The 26,131-nt window shown below is 48.9% G+C and carries 23 protein-coding genes; 16 read left to right on the top strand and 7 right to left on the bottom strand.

Features of this window, described 5'->3' with window-relative positions:
* From QFZ48_RS25610 to QFZ48_RS25630, 5 genes are all read right to left on the bottom strand, one after another.
* The gene (locus QFZ48_RS25610) at nucleotides 1–936 is read right to left on the bottom strand and encodes a hypothetical protein (RefSeq protein ID WP_429064405.1); all 936 of its coding nucleotides are present in this window, start codon (nucleotides 934–936) and stop codon (nucleotides 1–3) included.
* 35 nt (nucleotides 937–971) lie between these two features.
* On the bottom strand, nucleotides 972–1,493 hold the full coding sequence (locus QFZ48_RS25615; RefSeq protein WP_429048359.1) for an SRPBCC family protein: 522 nt from the start codon (nucleotides 1,491–1,493) through the stop codon (nucleotides 972–974).
* A gap of 30 nt (nucleotides 1,494–1,523) precedes the next feature.
* The gene (locus tag QFZ48_RS25620) at nucleotides 1,524–1,991 is read right to left on the bottom strand and encodes an SRPBCC family protein (RefSeq protein ID WP_429048357.1); all 468 of its coding nucleotides are present in this window, start codon (nucleotides 1,989–1,991) and stop codon (nucleotides 1,524–1,526) included.
* Between the two features lie 30 nt (nucleotides 1,992–2,021).
* Nucleotides 2,022–2,339 carry an ArsR/SmtB family transcription factor gene (locus tag QFZ48_RS25625; RefSeq protein ID WP_429064407.1) on the bottom strand — a complete coding sequence of 106 codons (318 nt, stop codon included), beginning with the start codon at nucleotides 2,337–2,339 and terminating at the stop codon, nucleotides 2,022–2,024.
* A gap of 154 nt (nucleotides 2,340–2,493) precedes the next feature.
* A complete protein-coding gene (locus tag QFZ48_RS25630) occupies nucleotides 2,494–3,165 on the bottom strand; it encodes a hypothetical protein (protein ID WP_429048353.1) in 672 nt (223 codons plus the stop codon).
* Between the two features lie 208 nt (nucleotides 3,166–3,373).
* Here QFZ48_RS25630 and QFZ48_RS25635 point away from each other — a divergent pair, with 208 nt between their 5' ends.
* Entirely contained in the window at nucleotides 3,374–3,973 is a 600-nt protein-coding gene (locus QFZ48_RS25635) for an FMN-dependent NADH-azoreductase (RefSeq protein WP_429048352.1), read from the top strand.
* A gap of 70 nt (nucleotides 3,974–4,043) precedes the next feature.
* Here QFZ48_RS25635 and QFZ48_RS25640 read toward each other — a convergent pair whose 3' ends face one another.
* The gene (locus tag QFZ48_RS25640) at nucleotides 4,044–4,520 is read right to left on the bottom strand and encodes an SDR family NAD(P)-dependent oxidoreductase (protein WP_429064410.1); all 477 of its coding nucleotides are present in this window, start codon (nucleotides 4,518–4,520) and stop codon (nucleotides 4,044–4,046) included.
* A gap of 13 nt (nucleotides 4,521–4,533) precedes the next feature.
* The gene (locus QFZ48_RS25645) at nucleotides 4,534–4,719 is read right to left on the bottom strand and encodes an alcohol dehydrogenase catalytic domain-containing protein (RefSeq protein WP_429048348.1); all 186 of its coding nucleotides are present in this window, start codon (nucleotides 4,717–4,719) and stop codon (nucleotides 4,534–4,536) included.
* 651 nt (nucleotides 4,720–5,370) lie between these two features.
* Between QFZ48_RS25645 and QFZ48_RS25650 the strand changes: the two genes are divergently transcribed.
* From QFZ48_RS25650 to QFZ48_RS25720, 15 genes are read left to right on the top strand one after another with little or no spacing between them, the layout of a single operon-like run.
* Nucleotides 5,371–5,943, top strand: a complete 573-nt coding sequence (locus tag QFZ48_RS25650) for a DUF4255 domain-containing protein (RefSeq protein WP_079472176.1) — start codon at nucleotides 5,371–5,373, stop codon at nucleotides 5,941–5,943.
* Between the two features lie 7 nt (nucleotides 5,944–5,950).
* Nucleotides 5,951–7,282 carry a hypothetical protein gene (locus QFZ48_RS25655; RefSeq protein ID WP_429064413.1) on the top strand — a complete coding sequence of 444 codons (1,332 nt, stop codon included), beginning with the start codon at nucleotides 5,951–5,953 and terminating at the stop codon, nucleotides 7,280–7,282.
* 55 nt (nucleotides 7,283–7,337) lie between these two features.
* A complete protein-coding gene (locus QFZ48_RS25660; protein ID WP_370910740.1) occupies nucleotides 7,338–8,759 on the top strand; it encodes a phage tail sheath family protein in 1,422 nt (473 codons plus the stop codon).
* A gap of 36 nt (nucleotides 8,760–8,795) precedes the next feature.
* Complete coding sequence (locus QFZ48_RS25665; RefSeq protein ID WP_429048345.1) at nucleotides 8,796–9,737, top strand: hypothetical protein; 942 nt, start codon at nucleotides 8,796–8,798, stop codon at nucleotides 9,735–9,737.
* A gap of 50 nt (nucleotides 9,738–9,787) precedes the next feature.
* On the top strand, nucleotides 9,788–10,702 hold the full coding sequence (locus QFZ48_RS25670; RefSeq protein ID WP_429048343.1) for a hypothetical protein: 915 nt from the start codon (nucleotides 9,788–9,790) through the stop codon (nucleotides 10,700–10,702).
* 57 nt (nucleotides 10,703–10,759) lie between these two features.
* A complete protein-coding gene (locus QFZ48_RS25675) occupies nucleotides 10,760–11,227 on the top strand; it encodes a phage tail protein (RefSeq protein ID WP_370910743.1) in 468 nt (155 codons plus the stop codon).
* 1 nt (nucleotide 11,228) lies between these two features.
* Nucleotides 11,229–11,729, top strand: coding sequence for a phage tail protein (locus QFZ48_RS25680; protein WP_370910744.1), 501 nt, complete (start codon nucleotides 11,229–11,231; stop codon nucleotides 11,727–11,729).
* Between the two features lie 3 nt (nucleotides 11,730–11,732).
* A complete protein-coding gene (locus QFZ48_RS25685) occupies nucleotides 11,733–11,912 on the top strand; it encodes a DUF5908 family protein (protein WP_429048341.1) in 180 nt (59 codons plus the stop codon).
* On the top strand, nucleotides 11,909–12,604 hold the full coding sequence (locus tag QFZ48_RS25690) for a hypothetical protein (protein ID WP_429048340.1): 696 nt from the start codon (nucleotides 11,909–11,911) through the stop codon (nucleotides 12,602–12,604). Before QFZ48_RS25685 ends, QFZ48_RS25690 begins: the two co-directional genes overlap by 4 nt.
* Entirely contained in the window at nucleotides 12,601–14,376 is a 1,776-nt protein-coding gene (gene vgrG, locus QFZ48_RS25695) for a type VI secretion system tip protein VgrG (RefSeq protein ID WP_429064415.1), read from the top strand. Before QFZ48_RS25690 ends, vgrG begins: the two co-directional genes overlap by 4 nt.
* A gap of 53 nt (nucleotides 14,377–14,429) precedes the next feature.
* Complete coding sequence (locus QFZ48_RS25700) at nucleotides 14,430–14,720, top strand: PAAR domain-containing protein (protein WP_370910748.1); 291 nt, start codon at nucleotides 14,430–14,432, stop codon at nucleotides 14,718–14,720.
* Nucleotides 14,721–14,735: 15 nt separating this feature from the next.
* The gene (locus tag QFZ48_RS25705; protein ID WP_429048337.1) at nucleotides 14,736–15,164 is read left to right on the top strand and encodes a GPW/gp25 family protein; all 429 of its coding nucleotides are present in this window, start codon (nucleotides 14,736–14,738) and stop codon (nucleotides 15,162–15,164) included.
* Between the two features lie 42 nt (nucleotides 15,165–15,206).
* Nucleotides 15,207–16,442, top strand: coding sequence for a hypothetical protein (locus QFZ48_RS25710; RefSeq protein WP_429064417.1), 1,236 nt, complete (start codon nucleotides 15,207–15,209; stop codon nucleotides 16,440–16,442).
* On the top strand, nucleotides 16,402–19,680 hold the full coding sequence (locus QFZ48_RS25715) for a hypothetical protein (RefSeq protein WP_429064419.1): 3,279 nt from the start codon (nucleotides 16,402–16,404) through the stop codon (nucleotides 19,678–19,680). Before QFZ48_RS25710 ends, QFZ48_RS25715 begins: the two co-directional genes overlap by 41 nt.
* Nucleotides 19,681–19,690: 10 nt before the next feature.
* Complete coding sequence (locus tag QFZ48_RS25720; RefSeq protein WP_429064422.1) at nucleotides 19,691–26,125, top strand: hypothetical protein; 6,435 nt, start codon at nucleotides 19,691–19,693, stop codon at nucleotides 26,123–26,125.
* Nucleotides 26,126–26,131 lie beyond the last annotated feature (6 nt).

The following is a 26,131-nucleotide window of genomic DNA, read 5'->3' on the forward strand; positions in this document are numbered from 1 at the left end:
TCAGGAGAGCTTCATCAGCAGGCTTAGCCCGATGCCTGAAATGAAGCACCGCTCTTTATTGTTTCCAAGCAGTTGTTGTGTCCAGTCGACAAAGCCGCCATCTGCAATTTCTATTTCGTTACCATCCAGTTGTACTACCGCTTTAAATTGTATGCCTTTATAATAATTATTTTCCGCGGGGGCATCGTCTGAAATTATTTTGTACGGGAGATGGGAAGAAAGATAGTTCATTAAAGCATCCGTCAGTGCGCGGCCGTTTTTGTAACCGGACCGGGGTTGTATTTTAAAGTAGATATCAGTTATGTTGAACAGGGTATGCAGCAGGTAATAAATATGTTTCATCTGCTCTGCACAGGTGGTTAGTTCAAAATCAAAATTGCCGGTATCCTTTCCTGCGGCTACCATACAGGCAATTTTGAAGTGCGGCGTATAGCCTTTGCCGGAAGGAAGCTGCATGGCCCTGATATGCCGGTGAACGGTACAAAAACGCAGCCGTTCACCGGGAGCCGTGGCTATGCCACGCTGCTTCAGATCTGCAATATGAAGGGCAAGTGAATTGGTAGCATCTGCGAGCACTTCCGTGTGCCGGAGTGCGGTGATGATCTTTTTCTGGCTAACGGTGCCCACTGCCGCGCAACTGCCAAACTGCGCTACCGGCGACAACTCTACAGGTTCATATTGCTGTTGCCTTAAAAAGCGAAGGAGCTGCAGTTCCTTTTCCAGCATATCAATCATGTCGGTGTCGGCCGGTTGCACGTAGATGTTTTGCCGGTATTGTTGCAGCAACGCCGCCGGTTGTATGTCTTCCGACTTTTGTTGATACACTTCCAGCAGCAGGGACGACAGCTCTGAGCTGCTGATTTGTCCGCGCAGCAATTGTACTAAGTTGGGTATGCCCGTTTTCCGGTCTGTTTTTTTTGAGATAAAGTCCTCCATATATGCTGACAGGTATTGATGGATTACCATCAAATTTACGCCATATCTGCATATAATGCGGCCAGCCTGGTATGTGTGTTCCAGAATGGGGGAGGTGTTACGCCTTCGAGGTTGGCGATTAAAATATCCAGGTGTGTATGCCATCCACCGCCTACGCTGCTGCGGGTTTTAACGTCGTCGGCCAGTTTGCGGTGTGTAAGGGTTAATAATACGCGGTCATCTTTCTCCGCTAATTCCATTGTAACTTCCGATCCGCCTTCCCAGGTAAACGCCAGCAGGCGTGGCGATTCTACCTTTAATACCGTGCCTGTGAAATGATGACCATCTTTCATGTCGCGGTATTTTTCAGGAATATTATCCGGAAGCGGACTAAGTTCCTGGTGGAGGAAATGCAAATGAACTTTGCCTCCTTCAAATAACTCCATTTCGCCGCTGGCAAGCCATTTGCCGCGTTTTTCGGATTCGGTGAGATAGGCCCATACTTTTTCAATGGGACCGGGCAAATTGCGCTCAAAGCGAATGGTGCCGGGAGAGAGGATCTGTCCTGTTTTTTCCATGTCCTTTAGTTTAAAAGGTTGATAGTTATTTTAGTGTGCTGCCACACCTTTTGGAAATTTGTCTGCTATGAGGTTCAGGTTAATATTGTGTTCGAGGTAAGCTTTCAGGCCATCGAGCACGGTGGTGAAGCCGCCGGTGCTGCCATTGATTTCACGCAGCAGCTCATCGCCGGTTTTATCAAAGCCATAATTCTTAATCACAACGTAAGTCGAATGATCATCTACCGCCTGAAAGTTGAAGTCGATCGTGGTTGCCGGCTCATTCCAGGTTACCGTTATCTTTTTGTTAGGTATGATCTCTTTTACGTTTACTTTAGAAGACACCTGGTACATCTCCCATTCCCAGGTCACCGTTTTCCCCACCGCTAATTTGTCGCTGCCTTTTGTAAACCAGAAGTGCTTCGTAACATCAGGGTCAATAAAGGCATTAAATACCGTTGATACCGGTTTGCGTATCAGCATCTGGGCTTCTACCCAGGGTGTTTCATTGCTTGCCATCGTGTATCGTTTTTTATGATGAATAAACAGCTAGGATCCTGGTTCGTTTAATAGTTGCTCCAGCGTGTCGAGCCGGCCTGTCCAGAAACGGCGGTATTGTTCCGCCCACTGTGCTACTTCTTCCAATGCTTCAAAGCTCGCCGTGCAATGCCTTTCTCTTCCCTGTTTTACAATGATCACCAGTCCGCATTCCGTGAGGATGCGCATGTGCTTTGATATGGCCGGCTGGCTCATGTTAAAGTTGTCTGCCACCGTGTTGAGGGTGAGCGTTTGCTGTGCCAGCAGGCCTATGATGGCGCGCCTTGTAGGGTCTGCGATCGCCTGGAACACGTCTCTTCTCGCTTTCATTCCTTATAATTAAAATACTAAACCATTTGGTTTAGTAAAAGTATATATAACCATTTGGTTTAGCAAATATTTTTTTGGGGGAAGGGTAAGGGCATAAAAAAAGGTGGCTTTACCAGCCACCTTCCATTTTTTAGTTGTGTTTATTTTATTGTTGTCAGAAATGCCCTAGTGTATGCAGGAATGTACTGCGTCCGCCACTTTCAGGAAGCGCTTTCTCCGCCACTTTCGGCGAAGTGCCATCTTCATCATAACCGATACGGCCGGAGCCTTCGGGAATAAAAATACCGGTTCCACCAAGACTGTTATCTACATTGATAATCGCTACCCGCACGTTTTTCAGGTCCTGGCCTTCTTTGGTGCCCGTGAAAATAAGGGCGAATACAGCGGAGTAAGTACCAATGGTGGCTTTCACTTTGCCATATACTGTAAAGTTGTTACCGGAGCCGGAAACAGCAGTGGCAATACTGGTGTCGGCGTAGCTGATGAAATTTTTACCGATCAGCTTAATGCTGTAATCTGTTGTACTTTGTTCCGAAAGAGATACCAGCCCATCTCTGAAATATGTTCCGGGACGGTCGCCCGCAATATTACTGGTATCCAGTTTATGCGGTGCAATCTTGTAGCTGCCTTCTACATTGGGAGGGTTCACGCCCTGGTGAATATCCAGTCCCATCAGTTTTAAAGTGTCAAGATATTTCTGCGGAATGATGTCCGCAATTTTCTTTGTCAGGATTTCTTCATTGCTGGGGCCTTTTGCTTTATCGTCTTTACTGCAGGAAAACAAAACAATGGAAATCAGAAAGCTGAAAATAAGTGTACGTTTCATAATTAAGAAGATGGTTCCACCGCAAAATTACCCTACACCTGTTTATGTTTATATACCCGGAACCAGGTATTTTTTAATTCGTGGTAAATGGGTAAGCCCCCGCTTCACCAGTAACCCAAAGGTTAGTGGTAACCTTTAGCATACTCCGGGTAAAGCGAATGTAAAGATGGATAGTTTTGCAATATCAATATCAGCAAAAAATAACGACATGAAAAAGATACTGGAAATAATTTCGAGCGCACGGGGTAGTGCTTCCAACAGCACCCAACTGACCAACACCATCATTGAAAAATTAAAAGCGCAGTATCCCGGCAGCACGGTTACACAACGGGATCTTGTACAGAAAAAGTATCCGCACCTGGAAGAGTCGCACCTCACTGCATTTTTCGCTCCTCCGGAAAACGAAAGCGAAGCATATAAAACGGCCATACAGCATTCTAATGAAGCCATTGCAGAGTTGGAAGCAGCAGATATCATCGTGATAGGGGTGCCTATCTATAATTTTCATATCCCTTCTGCGCTGAAAGCCTGGATTGATCACGTTGTGCGCGCAGGCAAAACATTCAGTTATGGTAACGGGCAACCTGAAGGACTGTTAAAAAATAAAAAGGTATACCTGGCCATCGCATCCGGTGGAGTATACTCAGAAGGGCCGATGAAGGCGATGGATTTTGCAGAACCGTATCTCAAATGGATCTTTGGATTTATTGGAGTGCATGATGTCACCACCTTCCGTGTGGAAGGCGTGAGTTCGCCGACGCTGCGCGAAACTGCCTTACAGAAAGGACAGGAGAGTGTGGTTGTCTGAAAATAATAAAAAAGCGGCCGGAAGTGATCTCATCTGCCGGCCGTTTTTATTTCCCATATGCTAACTCTGCTTACGGGTTCATTCTTTTGAACATCCCCTGTATCTCAACCGGTGTTGCTTTCGACAGCATTTCACTATATCCAAACGTCAGTTCATTTTTGCCTTCTTCCAGTTGTTGAAATATTGCCTTAATAAAATCAGCTACAGAAGGATGCTCGCTGTGCAACCCTTTACCACCCAGGTCAGTGTTGAGCGCAGGAGGGATCAGTTCAATGACCTCTATATTGCGTACTTTCAGCAAATGCCTCAGTGAAATAGTAAACGAATGGAAAAAAGCTTTGGTAGCGCAATAAACGGGCACTTTGGTGAGTGGTACAAATGCCAGCCCGGAAGTTACATTGATAACGGTATCCAACGATTGGAGCCCGGCAAAGAGAGAGACCAGATGTAACGGCGCCAGCACATTTATTTGAATTTCATTCCTTGCTTTATCATAAAAGTCCTTGTCTGAAATATCCATCTTATAAGCTTCCTTATAATCTGCCATTGGATAAGTTTTACTAATGTAAACATCCATCCCTTTTATTACCTCCAATTGTTCCGGAGAAGTCACAGCCCACAGACTTCGGGAACTTTTTCCCGGTCACCACTTTAACTTCACCCATAATGATCTTCCAGTCGGGCGGATTAATACCAACAGCCTTTACTTTAACCAGTATTTGTTCCTTACCGATAATGGAGCTCACCCCTTTTTAAATGAACCGGTTTAAACAGTTGGAGAAAGTGTTCATACTCCTCCCTGGATATTTTGACATAGGAGCAGATATGTGTATAAAGTATATCGGTATTCATTTTAATTAAGATTTATAAAACACTTTGTATCCGAAGCTACCGCAAGTATCTTTCCGGGAACTTATTACCGGTTGTAATCAGAAATAATGGTAAATGAAACAGGAATATGTATAAGCACCTGCCTTTTTTTGAGGCCGGAATTTGTGTTATGTGAAAATTACGTATTTATACGTAGGGTATGGTAGATAGGAATCATAACTTAACTGAAGTTGAAGTGCCGGAATAATTTTCCTGTAATGCTTTGTGGTGGCTTGTTTAATATGAATGGTAAATGTAGTTTACCGGCAACCTGGAAGCGTATTTCCCGCAGGGGGATATTTTAAAAAAGAATAATTTAGGGAGATGATTGAAGATGCTTGCTGGTATTGTGTTCTGTGGTGTGTTGCCGCAAAATACAGTTGCGTGAAAATTACATCTTAAAAAAATATTTATTTCCCAATTAAAAAATGTTCTTTAACTTAGTTAACAAGAACGTTTTGAAAGACATAGAAGAGACAGGTAATTGAAACCCCAAATTTACTGAACCCCAAATCCCCTCGTCATTCGTGATAAGTAACGCGCTTACATTGATACGTGATCATTTGCAGGCATTCTTTGCGCTCAGAGGATTCCCTGCCAATAGTGTGATCGTTGAAAACATTGGTTTGCTGGAAACAACGCATGCCAATAACTTCAATGGTAATGTTATTATCTCCCTTGTAAATGTAGAAGAGGAGAGTACCCTTAAAAACAGCAAGGCGTATACCACGTGGCCGGATAACCGCGCCCGGTACCAGCACCCGCCGGTGTACCTCAACCTGTACGTGCTGTTCACCGCCGTGCTTTTTGGAGACGCCACGCACGACTACTACGAAGAAGCACTGCACCGGTTGTCGGCAGTAATCAGTTTTTTCCAGGCACAGAAGACTTTCAAGAATGCTGATGGCTCGCTGGACCTCACCCTGGAATTGTACACACTAACATTCGAACAGATTAACCATCTCTGGGCATCGCTCGGCGGACGCCAGGTCCCCTTTGTGATGTATAAGGTAAGACTCGTTGCTATCACGGAAAATGCTGTACTCAGAGTAGTACCGCTGATAGAGGAAATAGAAGACACACAACACCCTACTTCTTAAAGTTTTTATGTCTGTTATTTACAAGATATTGTTTGAAGTGCAGTTGCTGCACGAATACTATCTGCAAAACAGTAAAGGAATTTCCTTTTTTGAGCAGGCCACCGATCAGCAACGTGCAGATTTCCTGATGGAAAAGCTGCGGCAGGACCAGTACCGGTTACTGCGTGACTGGGACATTCAGCCCCTGCCGGCTACCGCCGTACTGATGAAAAACTATCACCTCCGGTTACTGCCTACTGCTACAGGTTTCAAAGGAGCCATAGAAGTGAAGAAGGTGATGCAGGGAACCACACTCGCATACACGCCCTTTGTGCCAATCCCCCCGGATACGGCCTTCCGGTTTGCGTTGGTGCCCCGGAGTGCAGGCGCACTGGCCTTTACCAGCATGCGGATGCGCCGTGCGCTGCCAGCGCAATACTATTTCTCCAACGATAACACCGATAACACTAAAACATTTCCATCGCTCTCTGTTCCGGTTCCGGTAAATGATAATACCCGGCAATATGAACAGGGAGAACTCGCCAGGGTAGGCGCCGATATATCCGAGTATCTCAACAAACCGGGTACACCCGCCAATGATCCTTCGCAATGGCGCAAAATTAAAGGCAGCGGATTTGTACATGAAGGCGACCGGCTGTTATTGCCATTCTCCTTCCAGTATTTCTTTCCGCCCGCCGCACCCGTGACCGCCGGAACCGCCGTGCTGGAGAGCGTTACAGGTGATCCTTCTTTGCAGCAATCCTTTACTTCCACCAGTATTTTATCACAGGTGAAACTCGATTTCTCCGGGCCGCTGCCGGATAAAACCCTGCTCCCTGATGGCTGGTATAACCTCAGAGTAACCGGCAGCAATAACTTCGCTGCGCAGCACCTGGTATATGTGAGTAGAAATGACCTGTACAGGGCAGGCAATATCGGGGTGGTGGATCTTCTCGTAAATACCACCGGTGGCGACTTTGCCATGCTGGACGCCGATGGTACCCTCAAAACAAAACTGCAACAGAACGGTACAAAAATTCCCCATACGATTTACGAATTGCGCTTTAAAAGCAGGAATTCCTATTGGCGCTATTCCCCCCAATACGGGCAAACGCTGGTGTTCAGTAACCATGCCAACACACTGCTCTCCGTAGCAGACGACAACGGCGCTCGCACCACCAAGGAGCCCTGGCCGTTTTCATTCAATAACCGGTTGTTCCCCGTTACAGAAAACAATATTACTAACTACGAACAACTGTTACCCAATCCAAGGGGACTTTCCATCACCAGTGATGCCGATCAGCGGCTGTACGCGGATGTGGTAGTGCTGCTCTCAAAAATATTTCCGCAAGGGCCTTAAGTTCAGCGTATGATCTATTCAAACAACAATTAAAAACAGTTAAAACCCCAAACATATGGCAGAATATAAAACTCCCGGCGTCTACATCGAGGAGATCGTAAAATTTCCCCCCTCCATAGCCTCTGTTGAAACAGCTATTCCGGCTTTCATCGGCTATACGGAATCTGCTCAGAACAAAGTGCCAGGCGATCTGGTGATGGTTCCTACACGTATCACTTCCATGCTCGACTACAACCGTATCTTCGGTGGCCCGCAGCAGGAAGAAGAAAGTATTACGGTGAACATCGACAGCTCCCAGCCACAGGCAGTGATCAAAGCAGTGATAGATCCGTTAAAAGCATCCAAATACCTGATGGCTTACCAGCTGCAGATGTTTTTCAACAACGGCGGCGGCCCTTGCTACATTGTTTCCACAGGCGATTACAGCACCGGTGGCGTGATTTCCCTTACCACGCTCACCGACGGACTGAATGCCGTGGAAAAGATTGATGAAGTAACGCTCATCCTCTTCCCCGATGCCATCAACCTCACAGATGCCGCTTCCTATTACACGCTGCATAAGTCGGCATTGGATCAGTGCAGCCTGCTGAAAGACCGCTTCACCGTTTTTGATATATGGATGGACCCCGCCATAGGCCCTGCTGAAAGCATCATCGATCATAACGTTACCCTGTTCAGGGACGCTGGTTTTGGTGAGATAGAAACCAAAAAATATGGCGCCGTTTATTTTCCGCGCGTGAACACCCAGCTGTCCTACGCATACGACGAAGCTACGGTACAGGTGGTGCAAACCGGCGGTGATGGCTCTCTCAATGGTACCCTCGCGGCATTGAAAGGAATCAACAATGCTTATTACTACCAGGCATTAAATGCCATTACACAGATAAGAATGCTGCTGCCATCATCTGCTGCGGTAGTAGGTAAATACGCTGAAACAGACAACAGCCGCGGCGTATGGAAAGCCCCCGCCAACATCGGCATTGATTACGCCGTAAGCCCTGAAGTGATTGTTACCAAACGCGAACAGGACGACCTGAACGTGGATGTACGCGACGGTAAATCCGTTAACGTGATCCGGTTCTTCCCCGGCCGCGGTCCTGCAATCATCTGGGGCGCCCGCACACTGGCAGGTAACGACAACGAATGGCGCTACATCTCCGTTCGCCGCTTCTTTAACATGGTAGAAGAATCTGTGAAAAATGCCACCCAGCAGTTTGTGTTTGAACCAAACGACCTGAACACCTGGGTACGCGTAAAATCTATGATAGAAAACTACCTCACACAGCAATGGAAGGCCGGCGCATTAATGGGCACCACCACCAGGGAAGCCTATTTTGTAAAGGTTGGACTTGGTGAAACCATGACAGAGCTGGATGTATGGGAAGGACGTATGATCGTTGAGATAGGAATGGCAGTGGTACGCCCTGCAGAATTCATCATCCTGCGCTTCAGCCACAAAATGCTGCAGGAATCTTAATCCTTTTACATTCAGACCAAATAAACTGAATACCGTATGAACACAATGAACCCCACGACATCAACGGCCAGCAATGGCTGCGGTGACTCCACCAATAAAACCCAGCAATACATCGATAACAACAAACGCGGGATCTGCAGCGCCTTCTCAGATTCGCTGAATGTATTGCGTATGCGGGAAGGCGAGTACAAAGGCAATAAGCCGGTGTACAAATACAAACAGTGTTTCTTTATCAAAGCAGAAGAAACCTGGCGCTTTTACCGCTCCATCGACCTGTGCGCCACATTACCCGCCCAGAAAGACGCAGACCTGATAAAAGAAAAACTGAGCAAAGCAAACGACGTGAATAAAGCCATTGCCGCCGCTCTCGCCATTGTTGCCAAAAATATCCAGGATGCCAAGCAAAAGTTTGCCCTGCTGAGTGAAGCAGCCCATAAGCTGAACAACAAAGCAGAAGACAACTGCAACAAAGCACAGCGTGCGGCACTGGGTAAACTGAAAGCCGGCAGCAAGGATTTCAAAACCTGCTTCGATAACATCGTAGACGGTTCACAGGAAATGTACGCCTCTGAAGGCGGTTGCGGCGACGGCGAAACCGTTAGCATCAACAAGCTGCACTGCGCCATTGGCGACGTTTCCGGCATACAATCGTTTACCAGCCTGGAAAACGTGATCGCCCTGCACAAAGATCTCGCAGATGCAATCAAAACCTTCCGGGATGATGTACTGCAGAATATCAAAACAGGAGAGGAAGATCAGAAGAAAACCTACGGCGAACTGGGCGATGCAAAGATCCAGAAAGTAACGATCCGCGAAACACTCTGGTCGGCCAGAACCCAGACACAGGGAATCGACGATATCCGCGAATTCCTTTGCACACTGCCCTGCGGCGATTTACCTACTATCAAATCCATCTGCGAACAGGCACAGGGGAATTACTGCAACAGCAACGGCAATGGCGGACACTGTGATGACTGATTCCCATCCCGCAGAAAATAAATATTCCTGATCACAAAAAAATATTCACCATGAATTGCGATAAAGTGTATGACCCCTTTATAGAAAGTGAAGACTCCTGTTGCGCTACCATCCCCGGCAGCAACGAAACGGAGTGCGGCTGTGTGGATGACTGGAAAAAAGAACTGAAAGCAAAAGGCAGCCTGTATCAGCAGAAAGCAGCCGAAGCCGCCAAGAAAAAAGAAGAGCTGGCCCGCGCACTCGACTGGCGCAATAAAGTAAAGCTCTACTTCGATAACGTACAGAAAAGTGCCGAGAAAGCAGACGCCATCACCAGCAAAGTGAAAGTAGTGCTGGACATCCTGGAGAAACTCTGCAAAAGCACCGGCTTCTCTGTAACCGCCATCGAAATCTTCTTCTGTATGACCAAAGAGTTATATACAAAAGTGGATGAAGTAGCGGCCTGCTATAATAATATTTCCAAAGCCATCGACTGCTCCAACGACCAGGTACTGAAAAAAGGCGGTATCACCGACGCCTGGGTAGACTATGGCAAAAAACTCCAGGACGTGATCACCATCGGCAATGATATTTTCAATAATATCGTGATTGCCCTGAAAGCGGCTACCATCCTCGATGAAACGATCTGCGAAAAGGACTACGGCATCAAGTCGGCCATCGCTGGTATCGGCTGCATCTTTAATCCTCCCGCCAACGGTAATTCAGGCAACGGTGGTATCAAAGCCGGGGAAGATGACAGCATGGAAATATGCTGCACCGACAAACTGGTATGCCCCGTATTCCCGCTCAAAAATGATCATTACTATACGCTTACTGAAAAGCATCTTACCAATGCGGATACCCGGCTGGCCGCCATTAAACCGGAATACGATAAAGTAAGCCAGGAAGCAAACCGCCTGCAGGCATGTACGGATAGTCTTACCAAAGCTATCAAACAGGCCCAGGAAGCCAAAGCCTGTAAATAACGGCGCCTGACCAATAAGCACTGTTCAAATTTTTATCATCTTTTTAAATTTAAAGATATGCCCGCAAAAGGAACATACCCGTTACCCAAATTTCATTTCCTGGTAGAATGGGGAAAAGACGTACGCCTTGGATTCACTGAAGTTTCCGGCCTCGACTTTGAAACAGAAGTGATCGAATACCGGGAAGGTAACAGCAAGAAATACAATAAAAGCAAACAGCCAGGGCTTACCAAGTATGCCAATATCAGCCTGAAACGCGGCATATTTGAAGGCGACTACGACTTCTACAAAGCCTGGCGCGAAACCTACTATTTCCAGGAAGGCAACAAAGCCGGTAGCAAATACCGCCGCGATGTAACCATCAAACTGCTCAATGAAAGCCATGAGCCGGTGATCACCTGGAAAGTACTGAACGCATGGCCTTCTAAAATAACTTCCACTGATCTGAAAGCCGACGCGAACGAAGTAGCCATTGAAACAATGGAACTGGTGCACGAAGGGCTGGAGATCATGAACGTAGACTAACATGGCACAAGCAGTGATAAAGCCCGATAACTTCTGGCAAACGGTAGGCTTCCATTTCTCTGTCACCTTTTTTGGATTACCCAAAAACAGCGGTGGCAAAGATTCCGGTTCGGATCTCGATATCCGCTTTCAGAGCGTCACTGGCCTGGAAGCCAGCATCGGTACCGAACAGGTAAAGGAAGGCGGGGAGAACAGGTTTGAGCACAACATCCCCGTACGGCGCACCTATTCGCCGCTGATACTGAAAAGGGGACTGCTCCGGCCGGATGATTCTTCCTTGTCGGCCTGGTGCCGCAGGGCGCTGGAAGACCAGCAGATCAAGCCTTTGCAACTGGTAAAGGTGGCGCTGCTGGATGAGGAACACAACATCCTCATGTACTGGAACCTCGCCTGGGTATGGCCCCGCAGCTGGAAGCTGGGAGAGTTACACGCAGAACGCAGCGAAGTGCTGATAGAAACACTGGAACTGAACTATAACCGGTTTGAATTTAAAAACAGCTGAGTCATGCCCATAGAAATCCGTGAACTGATCATCAAGGCTGAAGTAGCGCCGGATAACGCCTCCGGCGGATCGGCAGGCAGCAATACCACCGCGGCCGGCGATGGCAGCCATGCAACAGAAGCCATGATCGCGTTGTGCGTGGAAAAAGTATTACAGGCACTGAAAGAAAAAAATGAACGATGACAGACGCAAAAGTGGAAAAGATCTACATCCTCACGTATTCCGACAGGTTGCAGCAGCAACTGGATAACAACCACAAATTTACCGTCCCGGTAAATGCGGAAACTTATACCCGGTCGCTGAAGGTAGACTATGACATCCGCCGTGAGCCAGGCAGCCAGAAAACGGAAGCGCGTTTTATTTCTACCATCCCGGAAGAGCTGAAGCTCGACTTTGTACTCGACGGTACCAACACCATAGAAGGATACGGTTATCCCGGTATGGATGTACAGGCGCAGGTAAAGCTGCTGCTGGATACCGTGTACTACATGGATGGGGAAACACACCGGCCACGTTTTCTGAAAGTATTCTGGGGCAAACAGATCGCATTTCCCTGCGTAATGTCCAACCTCGACCTGAACTACGTGTTGTTTAATGCAGACGGAAGCCCGCTCCGGGTAAAAGTCAGCGCTACCTTTCTCAACTACCGCGCAAGGGAAGCTAATGAAAGGGAGCAAAGCAAAGCTTCGCCTGATCTTACACACCACCGCGTTTTTAAACAGGGCGACCGGCTGGATCTTTTCAGTTTTAAAATCTACCAGGAACCTAAGTACATGTTACAGGTAGCCCGGCAAAATAACCTCACCTCTTTCAAAAGAGTACCGGTTGGCAAAGAGATCTATTTCCCTCCATTCGATAAAAGTGAAGTATCATGAACGAAACAGGAATACCCAATACTTCTGCACATGATGTAGCGAGTTACAACATCCTGTTGAACGGTACCACACCGCTGAATCCCGTGTACGAGGTACTTTCGCTCACACTTACACAGGTGGTGAATAAAATTCCGATGGCAAAGATCGTGTTACGAGATGGCGCCGCCGCCGACCAGGACTTTGCTATCAGCAACACCGGCGACCTGCTGCCCGGGACCAAACTCACCATCAAAATCGGCCGCGATGGCTCCAATAAAGTATTATTCAAAGGCGTCATCGTACATCAGGGCATCAAATTCCGCCAGGATGGCAACCCCGTGCTCACGGTGGAATGCCGCGATGAAACCGTGAAAATGGCCATCGGCAGGCATAGCCGGTACTATGAAAAAGTAAAGGACAGCGAGGTGATAGAACAGCTCATCAGGGGATACAGCAGTTTAAGCGCAGACGTGGAGGCAACAACTGTTCAGCACAAAGAACTGGTACAGCACCACAGCACCGACTGGGACTTCCTCCTGCTTCGCGCAGAAGCCAATGGCAAACTGGTGATCGCCGACCAGGGAAAAGTAAAGGTAAAGAAACCGGATACCACTGCATCGGCTGTATTACAGCTCACCTACGGCGCCTCCCTGATGGAACTGGAAGCAGAAATGGATGCCCGCTACCAATGGAGTTCCGTACACGCCAGCGCCTGGGACTACACCGGCCAGCAGTTATACGAGGCAGAAACTTCTTCGGCCGATTATACAGAGCAGGGCAATGTTTCCGGCAGCACACTGGCAGACGTGATCGGGTTGCAACACTATGATCTGGCACACAGCGGCCGCCGTGCAGCGGAAGAACTGCAGCAGCTCACCAATGCCGCCATGCTGAAAAGCAGGCTGGCAAAGATCCGCGGCAGGGCAAAGTTCCTCGGCTTCTCCGGCGTGGCCCCCGGCGATATGGTTACGCTCCAGGGCATCGGCAACCGGTATAACGGCAACGCTTTTGTAACCGGTGTGCGGCATGAAGTAGCACACGGCAGCTGGGACACTCATATCCAGTTCGGACTGGAACCCGACTGGCTCGCGGAAGCTTATAAAGATATTTCAGATATTCCCGCAGCAGGAATGCTGCCCGCTATCCACGGCCTCCAGATCGGGAAAGTGGTACAGCTTCAGAATGATCCCGACGGCGAACACCGCATCCTGGTAAAGATACCGGTGATAGACAACGCCGCCCGCGGCATCTGGGTAAGAGTCGCCAGCCTCGATGCAGGGAATAACCGCGGCGCTTTCTTCCGCCCGGAAATTGACGATGAAGTGATCGTGGGCTTTATCAACGATGATCCCCGTGACGCTATTGTGCTGGGAATGCTTAACAGCAGTGCAAAACCGGCACCCATCACCGCGCAGGACGCCAATGATGAAAAAGGATTTGTGACAAGAAGCGGTATGCGTATTCACTTCAACGACAGTACGAAAACAATCACTATAGATACCCCCGCAGGAAATAGTATTACGATCGATGAAGCGAGTACCAGCATCAAATTGAAAGACCAAAACAGCAACACGGTCACGATGGATACTTCCGGTATCAAACTGGAAAGCCCCATGAACGTGGAGTTGAAAGCAGGCGTAAACCTGGTGCTGTCGGCCGGCGCGGCCTTGTCGATAGGAGGCGCCAGCATTTCCGCAGCAGCAGATGGCGCAGTGGAATTGAAAGGAGCGATCGCAAAATTATCTTCCCAGGGTATCACAGAAATAACAGGTTCTTTAGTAAAAATAAATTAACCGGCAAACCCCAAAATGAACAACAATTGCCGGTCACTTAAATTGTTAATCTCATGCCTCCTGCAGCACGCATCAGCGACTTTCACACCTGCCCCCTGTTTTCGGGACCGGTACCTCATGTGGGCGGTCCGGTGGTAGGACCAGGCGTAGCCACGGTGATGATTGCCGGTATCCCGGCAGCCGTTACCGGCGATATCTGCACCTGCGTGGGCCCGCCGGATGCGATCGTGAAAGGATCTGCCACGGTGATGATAGGAGGGCGGCCCGCCGCAAGAATGGGCGACCTCACAGCACATGGCGGCGTAATTGTAATGGGAGCTCCCACAGTGATTATTGGCGGTTAAAAAATATTCAGAAACATGTTACAAAATGATCCCCGTTCATTCCTCGGCACCGGCTGGAAATTCCCGCCAACATTTGATCTGCAGAGCGGAGCAGTGGAACTGGTAAGCAACGAAGCCGATATCAAAGAAAGCCTCGACATATTGCTGTCTACCAGTTTGGGAGAAAGAGTGATGCAACCCCGCTACGGATGCGACCTGCAGGACTATATTTTTGAACCGCTCAATGCTACAATGATCGGCTTCCTGCGCGACCTCGTGGAAAATGCCATTCTCTTCTATGAACCCCGCATCAAAGTAGAAGAAATAGGCGTGGTGCCTATGGATAGCCCCGACCTGATAGAAGGAAGGTTTACTATCTCTATCGACTATACGATTGCAAGTACTAATTCAAGGTACAATTATGTGTATGATTTCTATTTGCTGGAAGCAGCGCAAAAACCCTGACAGGCGCCTCCGCTGCAGGGTCATCAATTAATCAGTTAAATCATGATCGTACATCCTTTTCAATATGAACCAGGCATCAGTCAGCGCAACCGGCTACTACCGGCCCTGGATGCTGCCTCCGCACCAATAGACGGGAGAAAGCTCGCGGACCTGCTCCATTATTTCGTACAAATGGCGCCGCAGATCAATTACTATCAATATAAAGACGCGTACCTGATCAACGACTGGCAGCCTTTCTTCCGGAACAGCCTCCCTTTCCTGCTGGCGCAGCTGACTAAAACAAATATCAGCCAGCTGAAAGATAATTTTGAAGGATATGTAAAACAGGTACATGAACGACCCGCAAAAGATACGCTTCAACTCCTGATCAATTTTTTATATGATGATGTAATCGTTCCCATTGCACAGTGGCAGGTAGCTTTTCAGGGTACCGGACTGCCAATGGAACGTAGTATAGAAGCCATTATTCAGCAAAAGCTCCGTACACCGCTGTCACGGTTTATCCAGTTCACCAACGGCGCTGTGAAATGGTTTTGTGTTCGTCCCCTCGATCTTTCACAAATTAAAAATGAAGAAATATGGGGCATCGATCCGCTGTTCGCTTACCTGGAATGGAATGAAAGTTTTCATTACGCCGCCACCTCCCGCGAAAAAGCACTACTGCTGTTGCAGGCCTACCAGTCCATCTTTCAGCCATTCCTGGATGCTATTGCCGCTGTTGCCACACTGGCGCCGGACAGTATCTCAGAAAGCCTGCAACCACTGAATGAAGCCTATAAAAAGAATCATACGCCGCACCTGGGTCTGCTCTTTGCATTCCTGTACCTCTTCTCACACGTACAGCAACAGCTGAACGGATTCACACAAAAACACCTCGATTTCTTCTTTCAACAGGTATTAAAATTGGTACCAAAACCCCTCACGCCGGATAAGGCGCACGTGATGTTTGAAGTACAGCAACCCTTTCAGCAATACCTGCTTCCTAAAGGAACCGCACTGCGCGATGGAAAGGACAGCCTGAAAACAGATGTTATCTTCCGGCTTGAAGATGAAATAGTGGTGGATAATGCCGCTATCTCCAGTTTACTTACCTTGTATGTAAACCCCGTAATTGCCTTCAAAAGAACGATGGCAGACGGCAACCAGCTTTGTTATAAAAGGAATTTTATTGAAGGATTGTATATCGCCACCAAAGCCAATATGGCGGATGGGGTAGATAAACCCTTCCAGGAAAATTATGCCAAAGAACTGGTTTACCGCCGGTTCCCGCTACAGTAAATTTATTGCGCCGGGCAAAGTACAACCGGTGCAACATCCTTATGCCCGTCTCGGATTTATGCTGGCTTCGCCGGTATTATTGCTGCAGGAAGGTACCCGGAATATCACGGTAGATATTGAGTGCGTGCTTTCTGAAAACTGCGACGATAATGTTTTGCTGCAGGATATCGATTACTTCGATGCATTGAAAATAATCCTGAAAAATAAATACACCTACCTGTCGGATGACCTCATTGCGAAAGCAGAAGAAATGGGTGTGGATGCCGCTACCATCAACATACTGCGGGATGCGCTTACGGATGTAAGATATGCCTCAGATGGCACACATGCGGTGTTAACAGACAACGGCGTAACCCCTGATGCGCCTTTGGCAAACATCAACACATTACCGGCGGCAGTAAAAGAACTGTTCAAACCTCGCAGCGTATTGCAGTTGTTTTTCAGCGGCGCAGAAGAATGGATTGCACCGCCAAAGCTCGCAGATATTACAATTGTTCCTTCCGGCAGCGGCTATAAATTAACACTTCAGATAGCGCTTCCGCCGGAAGTGCCTGCAGTTACTTTTTATGATAAGAAAGTGCTCAATGGCAACTACAATACCACGTTGCCGGTATTGCGCGTGGAGGTGGATCAGCAGGTGAAGCTAAGCCTGGATGATATACTGATCGAGAAAGTAGGCGGCGATTGCGGCCAGTGCCAACTGGAACGCCAGCCAAAGAATACGGTGACGGCTATTGCATTGTATCATTTTCTGCGCGACTTCCGCATCCGGAATGTATCTATTAAAGTAGATGTTTGCGGGGTTAAAAATGTAATCGTGCAGAATGATGAAACCGTGCAGGATGTTAACTCGCCTGTTTATCCCTTTGGCACCCGGCCTGCGCTGATTGATTTTGAAATACTGAAAGGTAAAAAGGAATTTTCCAACACCGCCAAAGGCCCCAGTTTTTATATCGGCTCCACAGAGATCTTCGGGAAAAAATGGGATAAGGTATATGTGAATATGAACTGGAAAGACAAACCGGCCAGCTTTGAAGGATACTATGCAGGCTACGTCCAGGGCGGGTTAGCGGAAACCGACTTCAAGATTAATAAGTATGTTTTGCAGGATGGAAAATGGTTTAAGGAGAATGCTTCGGCAGAAGAACTGTTCACTAAAAATGTGGATGTTCCCTGCGATCCGCAGAAGATATACGATTATTCCATTGCATTCGATCAGCCAACAGCTTTAGGGTTCAAGGATCAGTTCAGTCTTACCAGCGAAAAGGTAGCCCGGTACAATGCCGATACCCGTAATTACTTCGCCAAAATAACCCTCGCCCGCCAGGACTTTATGCATAAGGATTATGCATTTGTACTTGCCCGTCAGATGACCGCATTTAACCGCCTGCTGGACGATCCGAAAGATCCGAAGAACAGGATCGATACCGCCGCTTACTACAATTCAGTGGGTTCCCCGGTAGTATTCAATTTAAAAGAATTAAAACAACTGGTTCAGGATACTTATGCAGATGCATTAAATCTTAATAAATATATCCAGGGGCCCAGTGGCCTCGATGGCAGGATTCCATCAGACAGCATGTCGCCGCCCTGGGCATGGACGCCCACCCCGGCGGAAGCATTAACGATCCGCTACATTTCAAGAGGCCCCAATCCACCGGACTTCCCCACACGCGGCGGTTTTTTCCAGGGATTTGAAGGACTCACCGAGCTGGCAAAAGATATCAAGGAAAAATTGGAGGATATCCAGGTATCCGTGGTAGACACCAACACCCTGTCGGCCATCATCCCTAATGAACCCTGGACGCCGGTGATCAGCCAGATCTCTATCGACTACAGCGCTACTGCTATAAAGGAAGATGTGCAGCTGCTGCACCTGTATCCTTTTGAAAATACTTTTAAGGAAGAAGTGCTGGACCTGGAACCCTCGCTGTTACCGGTATTCTGCGACGAAGGCACTTTGTTTGTTGGGCTTGACCGTTTGCAGCCATATGGCAACCTGAACCTCCTGTTCCAGTTGGCAGAAGCTACGGCCGACTCGGAGTCAAAGAAAGCGGAAGTGGAATGGTTTTACCTGTGCAGCAATGTCTGGAAGCCGCTTCGCAAAGGATTTGAAGTGCTCAATGACGATACCGACGGATTAACCCGCTCCGGCATCATTAAAATAGCCGTGCCCGGCGATATTAATATAGTCAATACCGTTATGCCCGCCGGCACTTACTGGCTGAAAGCCGCCATCCCCGAAAACGTGGCCGCTGTGTGTGAAACCATTGGCGTGCATACACAGGCCGCACTGGCCACATTCACCGTGCTGCCGGAAAATGATCCGATGCGCCTGGGAGATGTATTAAAAGCCGGCAGCATTAGCAAATTGGCGGAAGCAGATGCACATATCAAAACAGTGACCCAGCTGTATGACGCTTTCAACGGACGGTTACCGGAAGCCGCAGGGCATTTCTATGTACGCGTGAGCGAACAGCTGCGGCACAAAGGACGCGCTATCCAGTCGTTTGATTTTGAAAGACTGGTACTCGAAGAGTTTCCACAGCTGTATAAAGTGAAATGCGTAAACCATACGCTGGGCCTCGGCGCCAAAGTGTACCAGCAAGACCTGGTAGCCGCCGGCGGTTATGTGGTAGTGGCGGTAATTCCGGATCTGCGCCAGCTGGCAGCAGGCAATCTCATGGAACCCAAAGCGCCGTTAAGCCTGCTGGAAAAGATTCACACCTTCCTCAAACAACGTTCATCTCCTTTTGTACGGCTGAAAGTCACCAATCCAAGATATGAAAGAGTGATGGTCGACATCTCCATTCAATTATATAAAGGGAAAGATGAAAAATATTATACCGAAAAACTGAAAACAGACCTGCAGGAATTTTTCGCCCCCTGGGCGATAGGAAAACTGGATAAACTGTCGTTCGGACAAATCGTGCACCAGGCAGACGTTGTACGGTTTGTGGAGCAACTGGATTATGTGGACTATGTAGAGTGCCTTACCATGCAGCATGAGCTGGAAACAGCGCCATCGCAGCATATGGAACCGCATACGCCGCGTTCCATCCTGGTAAGCGGTAACATTACCGTGAGTACACAAAAGGACGCAGTGGTTTGCCCCGATGTGGTAACACGCATCCCTGAACGGGAAACAGATTGTAATATTCCGGAACCCCTGATCCCGCCATGTAATAATACACGACAGGAACCGCCGTCAATGCCGCAGGACCCTATCATTAATTAACTACATCGTTATGGCTGAGGACACAAATACCAAGAACGTGATCATTAAAAATGATCCTGCTTTTCCACCGGAACTGGATTTCGAAAAGTTGCGGAGTGAAGGCATCGACTACCTGGGAAAACTCTCCGGCAAAATATGGACCGACCACAACGCGCACGATCCGGGCATCACCATCCTGGAAGTGTTGTGTTACTCCCTGCTGGATATGGGCTACCGTACCAGTTTGCCATTGGAAGACCTGCTCACCATGAACCCTGCGGGAACCGGGAAAGAAGATAATTTCTTTACGCCGGCAAAGATCCTCACGGTTAACCCGCTTACTATCACCGACTACCGCAAACTGCTCACCGATATCGATGGCGTAAGGAACGCATGGCTGGAAATTGCTACCAACATTCCGCCGGAAGTACACTGGTTTGGCGATGAAGGCCTGGAGTGCCGCAGCCGCAACCCGCAGCTGGCGGCTACCAATGAAGATATTTCCCTGCTGGAACTGAATGGGCTTTATAATATTTTCATTGAACCGGAAACGCTGCCGGACGACAGCCAGGAAAGAGCAAAAGCGCTGGCCGACCTGAAAGAACGCATTCGCAAGGCATTAATGGCGCACCGCAATTTGTGTGAAGACTTTTATAGGATCACCATTCTGTGCCATGAAGAAATTGGCGTATGCACAGAAATCCAGCTCGAGGAAAATGCAGATGTAACCACTGTGCTCAACGAACTGGTACTTCAGCTTTATCACCTCTTTTCTCCCCGCGTTACTTTTTATACCCTGCAACAGATGCTGGAAGAAAAGAAGGTAACGATGGAAGAAATTTTTGCGGGAAGAGCCTATTCAGCCGGGAGCCATGGTTTCATTGACACCGCCGAACTGGAAGCGATCAAACCCCTCCGCGAAATCCGCGTATCAGATGTATATCACGTAATGTTCGAAGTGCCGGGAGTATCCACCATTTCCGGTCTTAGTATAGCCGGCTATGTTACAGGCGACCATACGCCCGTTGCCAGCACAAACGGCACCGCCTGGATACTGCCTTTGCTGGATGGCCACCTGCCGCTGCTGTCGCTGGTATACAGCCGCTTTGTGTTTAAACGCGGCAGCGCCACCTTCACTTTTGATGGCACCAACCTGCAGCAATATTTAAACGCTTCCCTGCTCAACGGCACCAAAGTGTGGTACGACCAGTCATCCGCATATCTTGATCATGCGGTGCCTTCTGGTTTTTACCGGGAAGACCTGGGCAACTACTATTCCCTGCAACGTGATTTTCCACGGGTATACGGCATTGGCAACGGGGAGCTGGGTAACGATGCGTCGCCGCAGCGCAAAGTGCAGGCATGGCAGCTGAAAGGCTTCCTGCTGTTCTTTGATCAGCTGTTATCCAATTACCTGGCGCAGCTGCAACACCTGCGCGACCTGTTCTCTATGTCGCCGGATGCGCCGGCACAAACGTATTTCAGCGGCGCTGTTACCGACGTTCCGGACCTCGACAAACTCCTGCGTTTTCAGCAGGGCGGCTTTTATGCTGACCTGGGCTGGAAACAGCATGATACGCTCATGCTGCCGGTTGGAAAAGAACTGCTCAATGAACTGCATACAGGCGTTACCGTTAAGAAAGATGTGATCCAGCGCTGGCGTAACAAATACTACAGCTTCGATTATCTTTCTGCACGGAATACCGCGGTGGAACAGCTGCTGCTGGATATGAGCCACCAGGATAATACCACTAACATTACCACTTATCTTTATGGCGATGGGTGCTGGTGCTTTGTGATAGCCACTCCCGGAAGGGAATATGTATTGCTCGGCTGCCGCTATTATCCCTCCCAGCAAAAAGCAAAGGAAGCTGCGCAATCCGCCATCTTCCTGGCAGCATACCCGGAAAATCTCCGGTCGTTCGGATTTAAAAATGCAGCTAACAAAGAGCAGTATGCCTTCGACGTGGTATTCAGCCTGGCCGACTACCAGGGCTACCTGCAAAAGATTGTGGAAGACAAAGCCCTGTATCAGCAGCGCCGCGAAACCATGCTCAATCACCTGCTCAGCCGCTTCGCAGAAACTTTTACCGATTATGCATTGGTGTTATATGGCATCAGCGACCGGCAGAAGGCTGCAGAGAAGGGTTTGCGCGCCAAAGCAAAATTTCTTTCTTCCTATGATAAATTAAGCAGGAACCGCGGTAAGGCTTACGACTACCGCGTTAATAAATGGAATACGGCCAATACTTCCGGCTACGAACAACGGGTAAGTGCATTAGCTGGCATAGAGAAAACTGACCGTCATTACCTGTGCCCTTTTATTGTTGGACCTTATGAAACATTTTTTTATGCAGAAATAAAAGATGCAGATAGCCAGGTGCTGTTCAGAACAAGTAACTACGTTACAAAGGAAGATGCATCTGCGGCATTGGTGCATCTTGCGCAACAATTAAAACACCCGGAGCATCTTATCCGCACAGATGATCCCGTGCAGGGAAAATTTGGCTTGCAGGTGCCTTTGCTGGCAGGCAACGCATACCTGGCATCTCCGGCCACTACGCCGGAAGAGCGGGAGGCACGCCTGTTACAGTTACAGGAACATTTTACGCAACAGCCGCTGAATGGTACCGTGGAAATCAGCCGGTATGATCATTTTATTGAAGTGACCAGCCCCGACGGGAAACCGCTGCTACATTCAAACCAGGCATTCTCCGATCAGCAGAAGGCCATTGCAGCTACCGACGATTTACTGGCAGCAGTACAGGAAGACGACTGGAGCATTCCACCAACAGAAGATTTGCCGGCATTACAGTTGTTACCCGTAAATGCCACCCACACTACCTTTATCAATCTTGCTGCCTTCCAGGCAGATAATATCCAGCAGAAAGGCGGAAAATTACAAGTGCAGATCAGCATCGAAGAAGATGCGTTTATTATGTTTACTTCGGCATCGGCGGTGAAAAATGAACAGCAGGCAACCGAAGAATTTCACCTGCTCCTGCAACTGGCGGCCACTCCCGCAGGTTACCTGGTGCGGCAAACCGCCGATGGCAGGTATGAAGTAGTGTTGGTAGAACGCAGCAACGTAAAAGCCATGCACCCGGCCTTATTTGATGAAGAGCTGCAGGCAGATAATACCGTATTGCATATACAACAGCTTATAAAGGCGCAGTTATACCAGGTATCTTATTCCAGGCAGCCCGCTGCATGGAAATACAAAGTGCAGTTGCAGGGCATGGAAGGAAAGCCGTACCTGTTCAACAGCGAAGAAGAATATGCCACAGAAGAGCTGGCAAAAACAGAGATGGATACTTTCACTGCATCGCTGGACCAGCTGGAACTGAAAGTAGAAAAGGGCGCCAAACCCGTTTTACTGCATGCCGGCCTGAATAAGAAGATCATCCTGCCGGCGGCAACAGCAGCCGGTAAACTGCAGAATGCTTTGTCACTCGCGCAGCTGAGAACCGGCGCTGCTCCTGCCGATATCGATTCTTATATTCATAGCACAACAGCCAGCGCGGAAGGCGCCTTTGTATACCGCGTAATCAATAAAACCGGTTGCTTTGCCAGGTTCCCTAAAACCTTTGCTGCCAAAGCCCCGGCAACCGACCGCCTGGCCGCCTTGCGCAGCCGCAACCAGCAGGGAATCGATTACCTGGAAATATGTATGGGGGGAGAAGAAGTGGTTACCTGCGTGAAAAATCCGCAAACACAGGCAATTAACTACTATTATGTGATCCGCGGCATTGAGAAGAACTATCATTCACCTATCTATCCAAAAACAGAAACGGAATACTTTCGCAGTTACAAGGCTTACAAATCTGCTGCGGAAGCATTAACCGCCTTCCGGCAGCAATACCTGCAACTGGTACATCTGGCAGGCAACCCCGCAGCCTGGGGTACCAGCATTATCCTGGAAGGAGACCCGGTAACGGATACAATTCCATTGGCTATTGTGCCCACAGACACGATTGCACAATTCGGCGGAAAAGCGCCGCTGCTGGACGTTGTACCGCATATCATGCGAAGCTTCCCTTATCATTGGCTGAGCAATGTGCAGCAACTACGGATAAGCCTGTACGATATTACCAAAAGGGAAAAGATCTGGAAACTCTGCAATGGCTTTGCAGATATGGCCGCCGCCAGCGAAGCGCTGAAATTATTCCTGGCATTGGCCCGGTACGCCGGTAACAGCGGCGTACGGCTCAATGAAACCAGTTGCCGCTACCAGGTGGTCATGAATGAAGTGCTGCTGGAAAGTGTACAACAGTATAATTCTTTGGAAGATGCCTGGGGCAGCGCTACGAAAAACGCCAATGGAGATTACGTGTACACCGGGCTGGAACTATTGCTCGATGCTACCCGCCATGGCAACAGCGCGTATTATGGATATGTAAAAGATGATGGCTGCTATAGTTTTAACGCCGTGAAGAAAGGCTACCGGCTGGCAGTACATCCCTATGAATACAACACAGAAGAAATCAGGGCAAAATATCTGGAGCAATTACAAATGATCGGGTTGAAACTCGGTAAAAACTGCCAGGTATCGCTGGAAGTAAAACCTTATTACGCTGGTAACTATTTCCAACTACAGTTGATGGCAGGCGGAGAAGTGATCTTAATATCCGGGCAGCAATATACGTCGGCTGTCAATGCTGAAAGGGCACAGGACGATTGGCTGTTTGAAGTATTATCGTTATTGTGGAAAGACGGCAACTACTCGCTGAACACCACTGCCAACCGGTTTGAGCTGTTGAACGGCAGCGCTGTGAGCGGCTATTTCAAACCATCAGGCGACGCTGTGCTGTCGGCGGATGACCTGAAAGAATGGAAAGCAAAAATGCAGCAAGGTGCGCTTTATTACCCGGCACGCCGTGTAAAAACAGCCTTCGGCTATACTTATTCTTTCCGTTTGTACCACGATGATTTCATTCCCGAAGAGCCCCTGCCGGATGAAAACAACGGATGCGCCTGTGATGCGCCGCCACCGGTGCGTAAACCCGGCGCCATCATCTGGGAAAGCGCAGAACAATATGAGTGCCTGAATGCGGCTATCCGTGGATTTTACCGGTTTTGCGCGGCATTGTCGATCCCCGGTAATTACAAACCCTCTCTGGGAGAAGGCTGTGGCCCGTTTGGTATTGAACTGGTAGACAGCAGTTATGTGCTCGCTGTCAACCCGCAGTGTTATGCCACACTGCCTGCCATGGAAGATGCCATTGACCGCACGGCTGCAGCCATTAATGATGAAGGCATGCATGTGGTGGAACACATCCTGCTCCGGCCGCGCGTAGAGGATGATTGCCAGTGTTTATTGCCGGTAAAGCCGGAGCCGCTTTGCAGGCTGCCCTGGGAAGAAGAAGTAGTAGGCTATGATGTGGATCCGGAAGATGCGGTATTTAAAACGACCGTAGTTCCTTTTACAGATCCCTATTCTTTTGTAGCCACCATTGTGTTGCCCGGATGGCCCGTGCGTTTCCGCAATACCAGCACCCGTGCGATGATGGAAAACCTGCTCCGGAAAGAAGCGCCCGCGCATGTGCTGCTGAATATATTATGGCTGCGGCCACGCAGCTTCTGCGAGTTTGAAACCCTTTACCGCCGCTGGTTGCAGCACCTTGCCTGCAAACCTGTTTGTGGTGATGACGCGCATATCCAGTGCTGCCTCATCTGTTACCTCTTCGGGCAAACCGGCATCATGGATGCGGTACCTGATACCGATACGGATCCCGATTGCCAGCAGATCACCCCATCCTGCTTTGATGATAACAGGCAAAATAGGCTACCTGAATCTGACTTCGGCGACTGGATCAATCGCCTGTTCCGTAAAAACTGCGACATGCAGGAGATTGATTGTCTTTCCAATGAAACCACGCCGCCACCCGGACGGATCCTGGCAAACAAACGGGGTAGCACGCCGGCAACAACATCGCCGCAGTTAGCAGCGGCAAAGTCGCCTCAACTGGTGGAAGACCCTGCGTCGCCGGCTGCTGCCACGCACAGAAGCAACTCCCCGGAAGATGTGCTGCTGCGCGACCGGAAAGGCCGTCAGCGTATTTCAAAATACAAACAACAGATCCTGCCGGTGGATGCCGATAATATTGTAGACACGGAAGCATACGACCGCACCGGCAAATTTATGGAAGCAGGCCCGCTGAATATGCATAAGTACAGCACGCTGGCCGACTTCTTACTAAAAAATATGCCTGCCGGGAAAAAAGCCGCTGCAAGTGAACAGGCATTGCTGCTGCGCAACGCCACCTGGCTTTGCCTGGATCAGCTGCTGCTGCGGGTGCCGGTAAGCATTGCCGCTCACGAAAAGAAACAGCTGCAGCAAACACTGCGCAAAATGAAAGACAAAGGAATCAACCTGGCGGCGCTGGCAAAAGACTGGAAACCGGAAGACCTGGTCTCTGATGAAAATGAAGGCCTCGTAACACAATGCCTGCGATGGATGAAATAAATAATC

Origin of the sequence: Chitinophaga sp. W2I13 (assembly GCF_050434005.1) — a bacterium.
Classification (GTDB): domain Bacteria; phylum Bacteroidota; class Bacteroidia; order Chitinophagales; family Chitinophagaceae; genus Chitinophaga.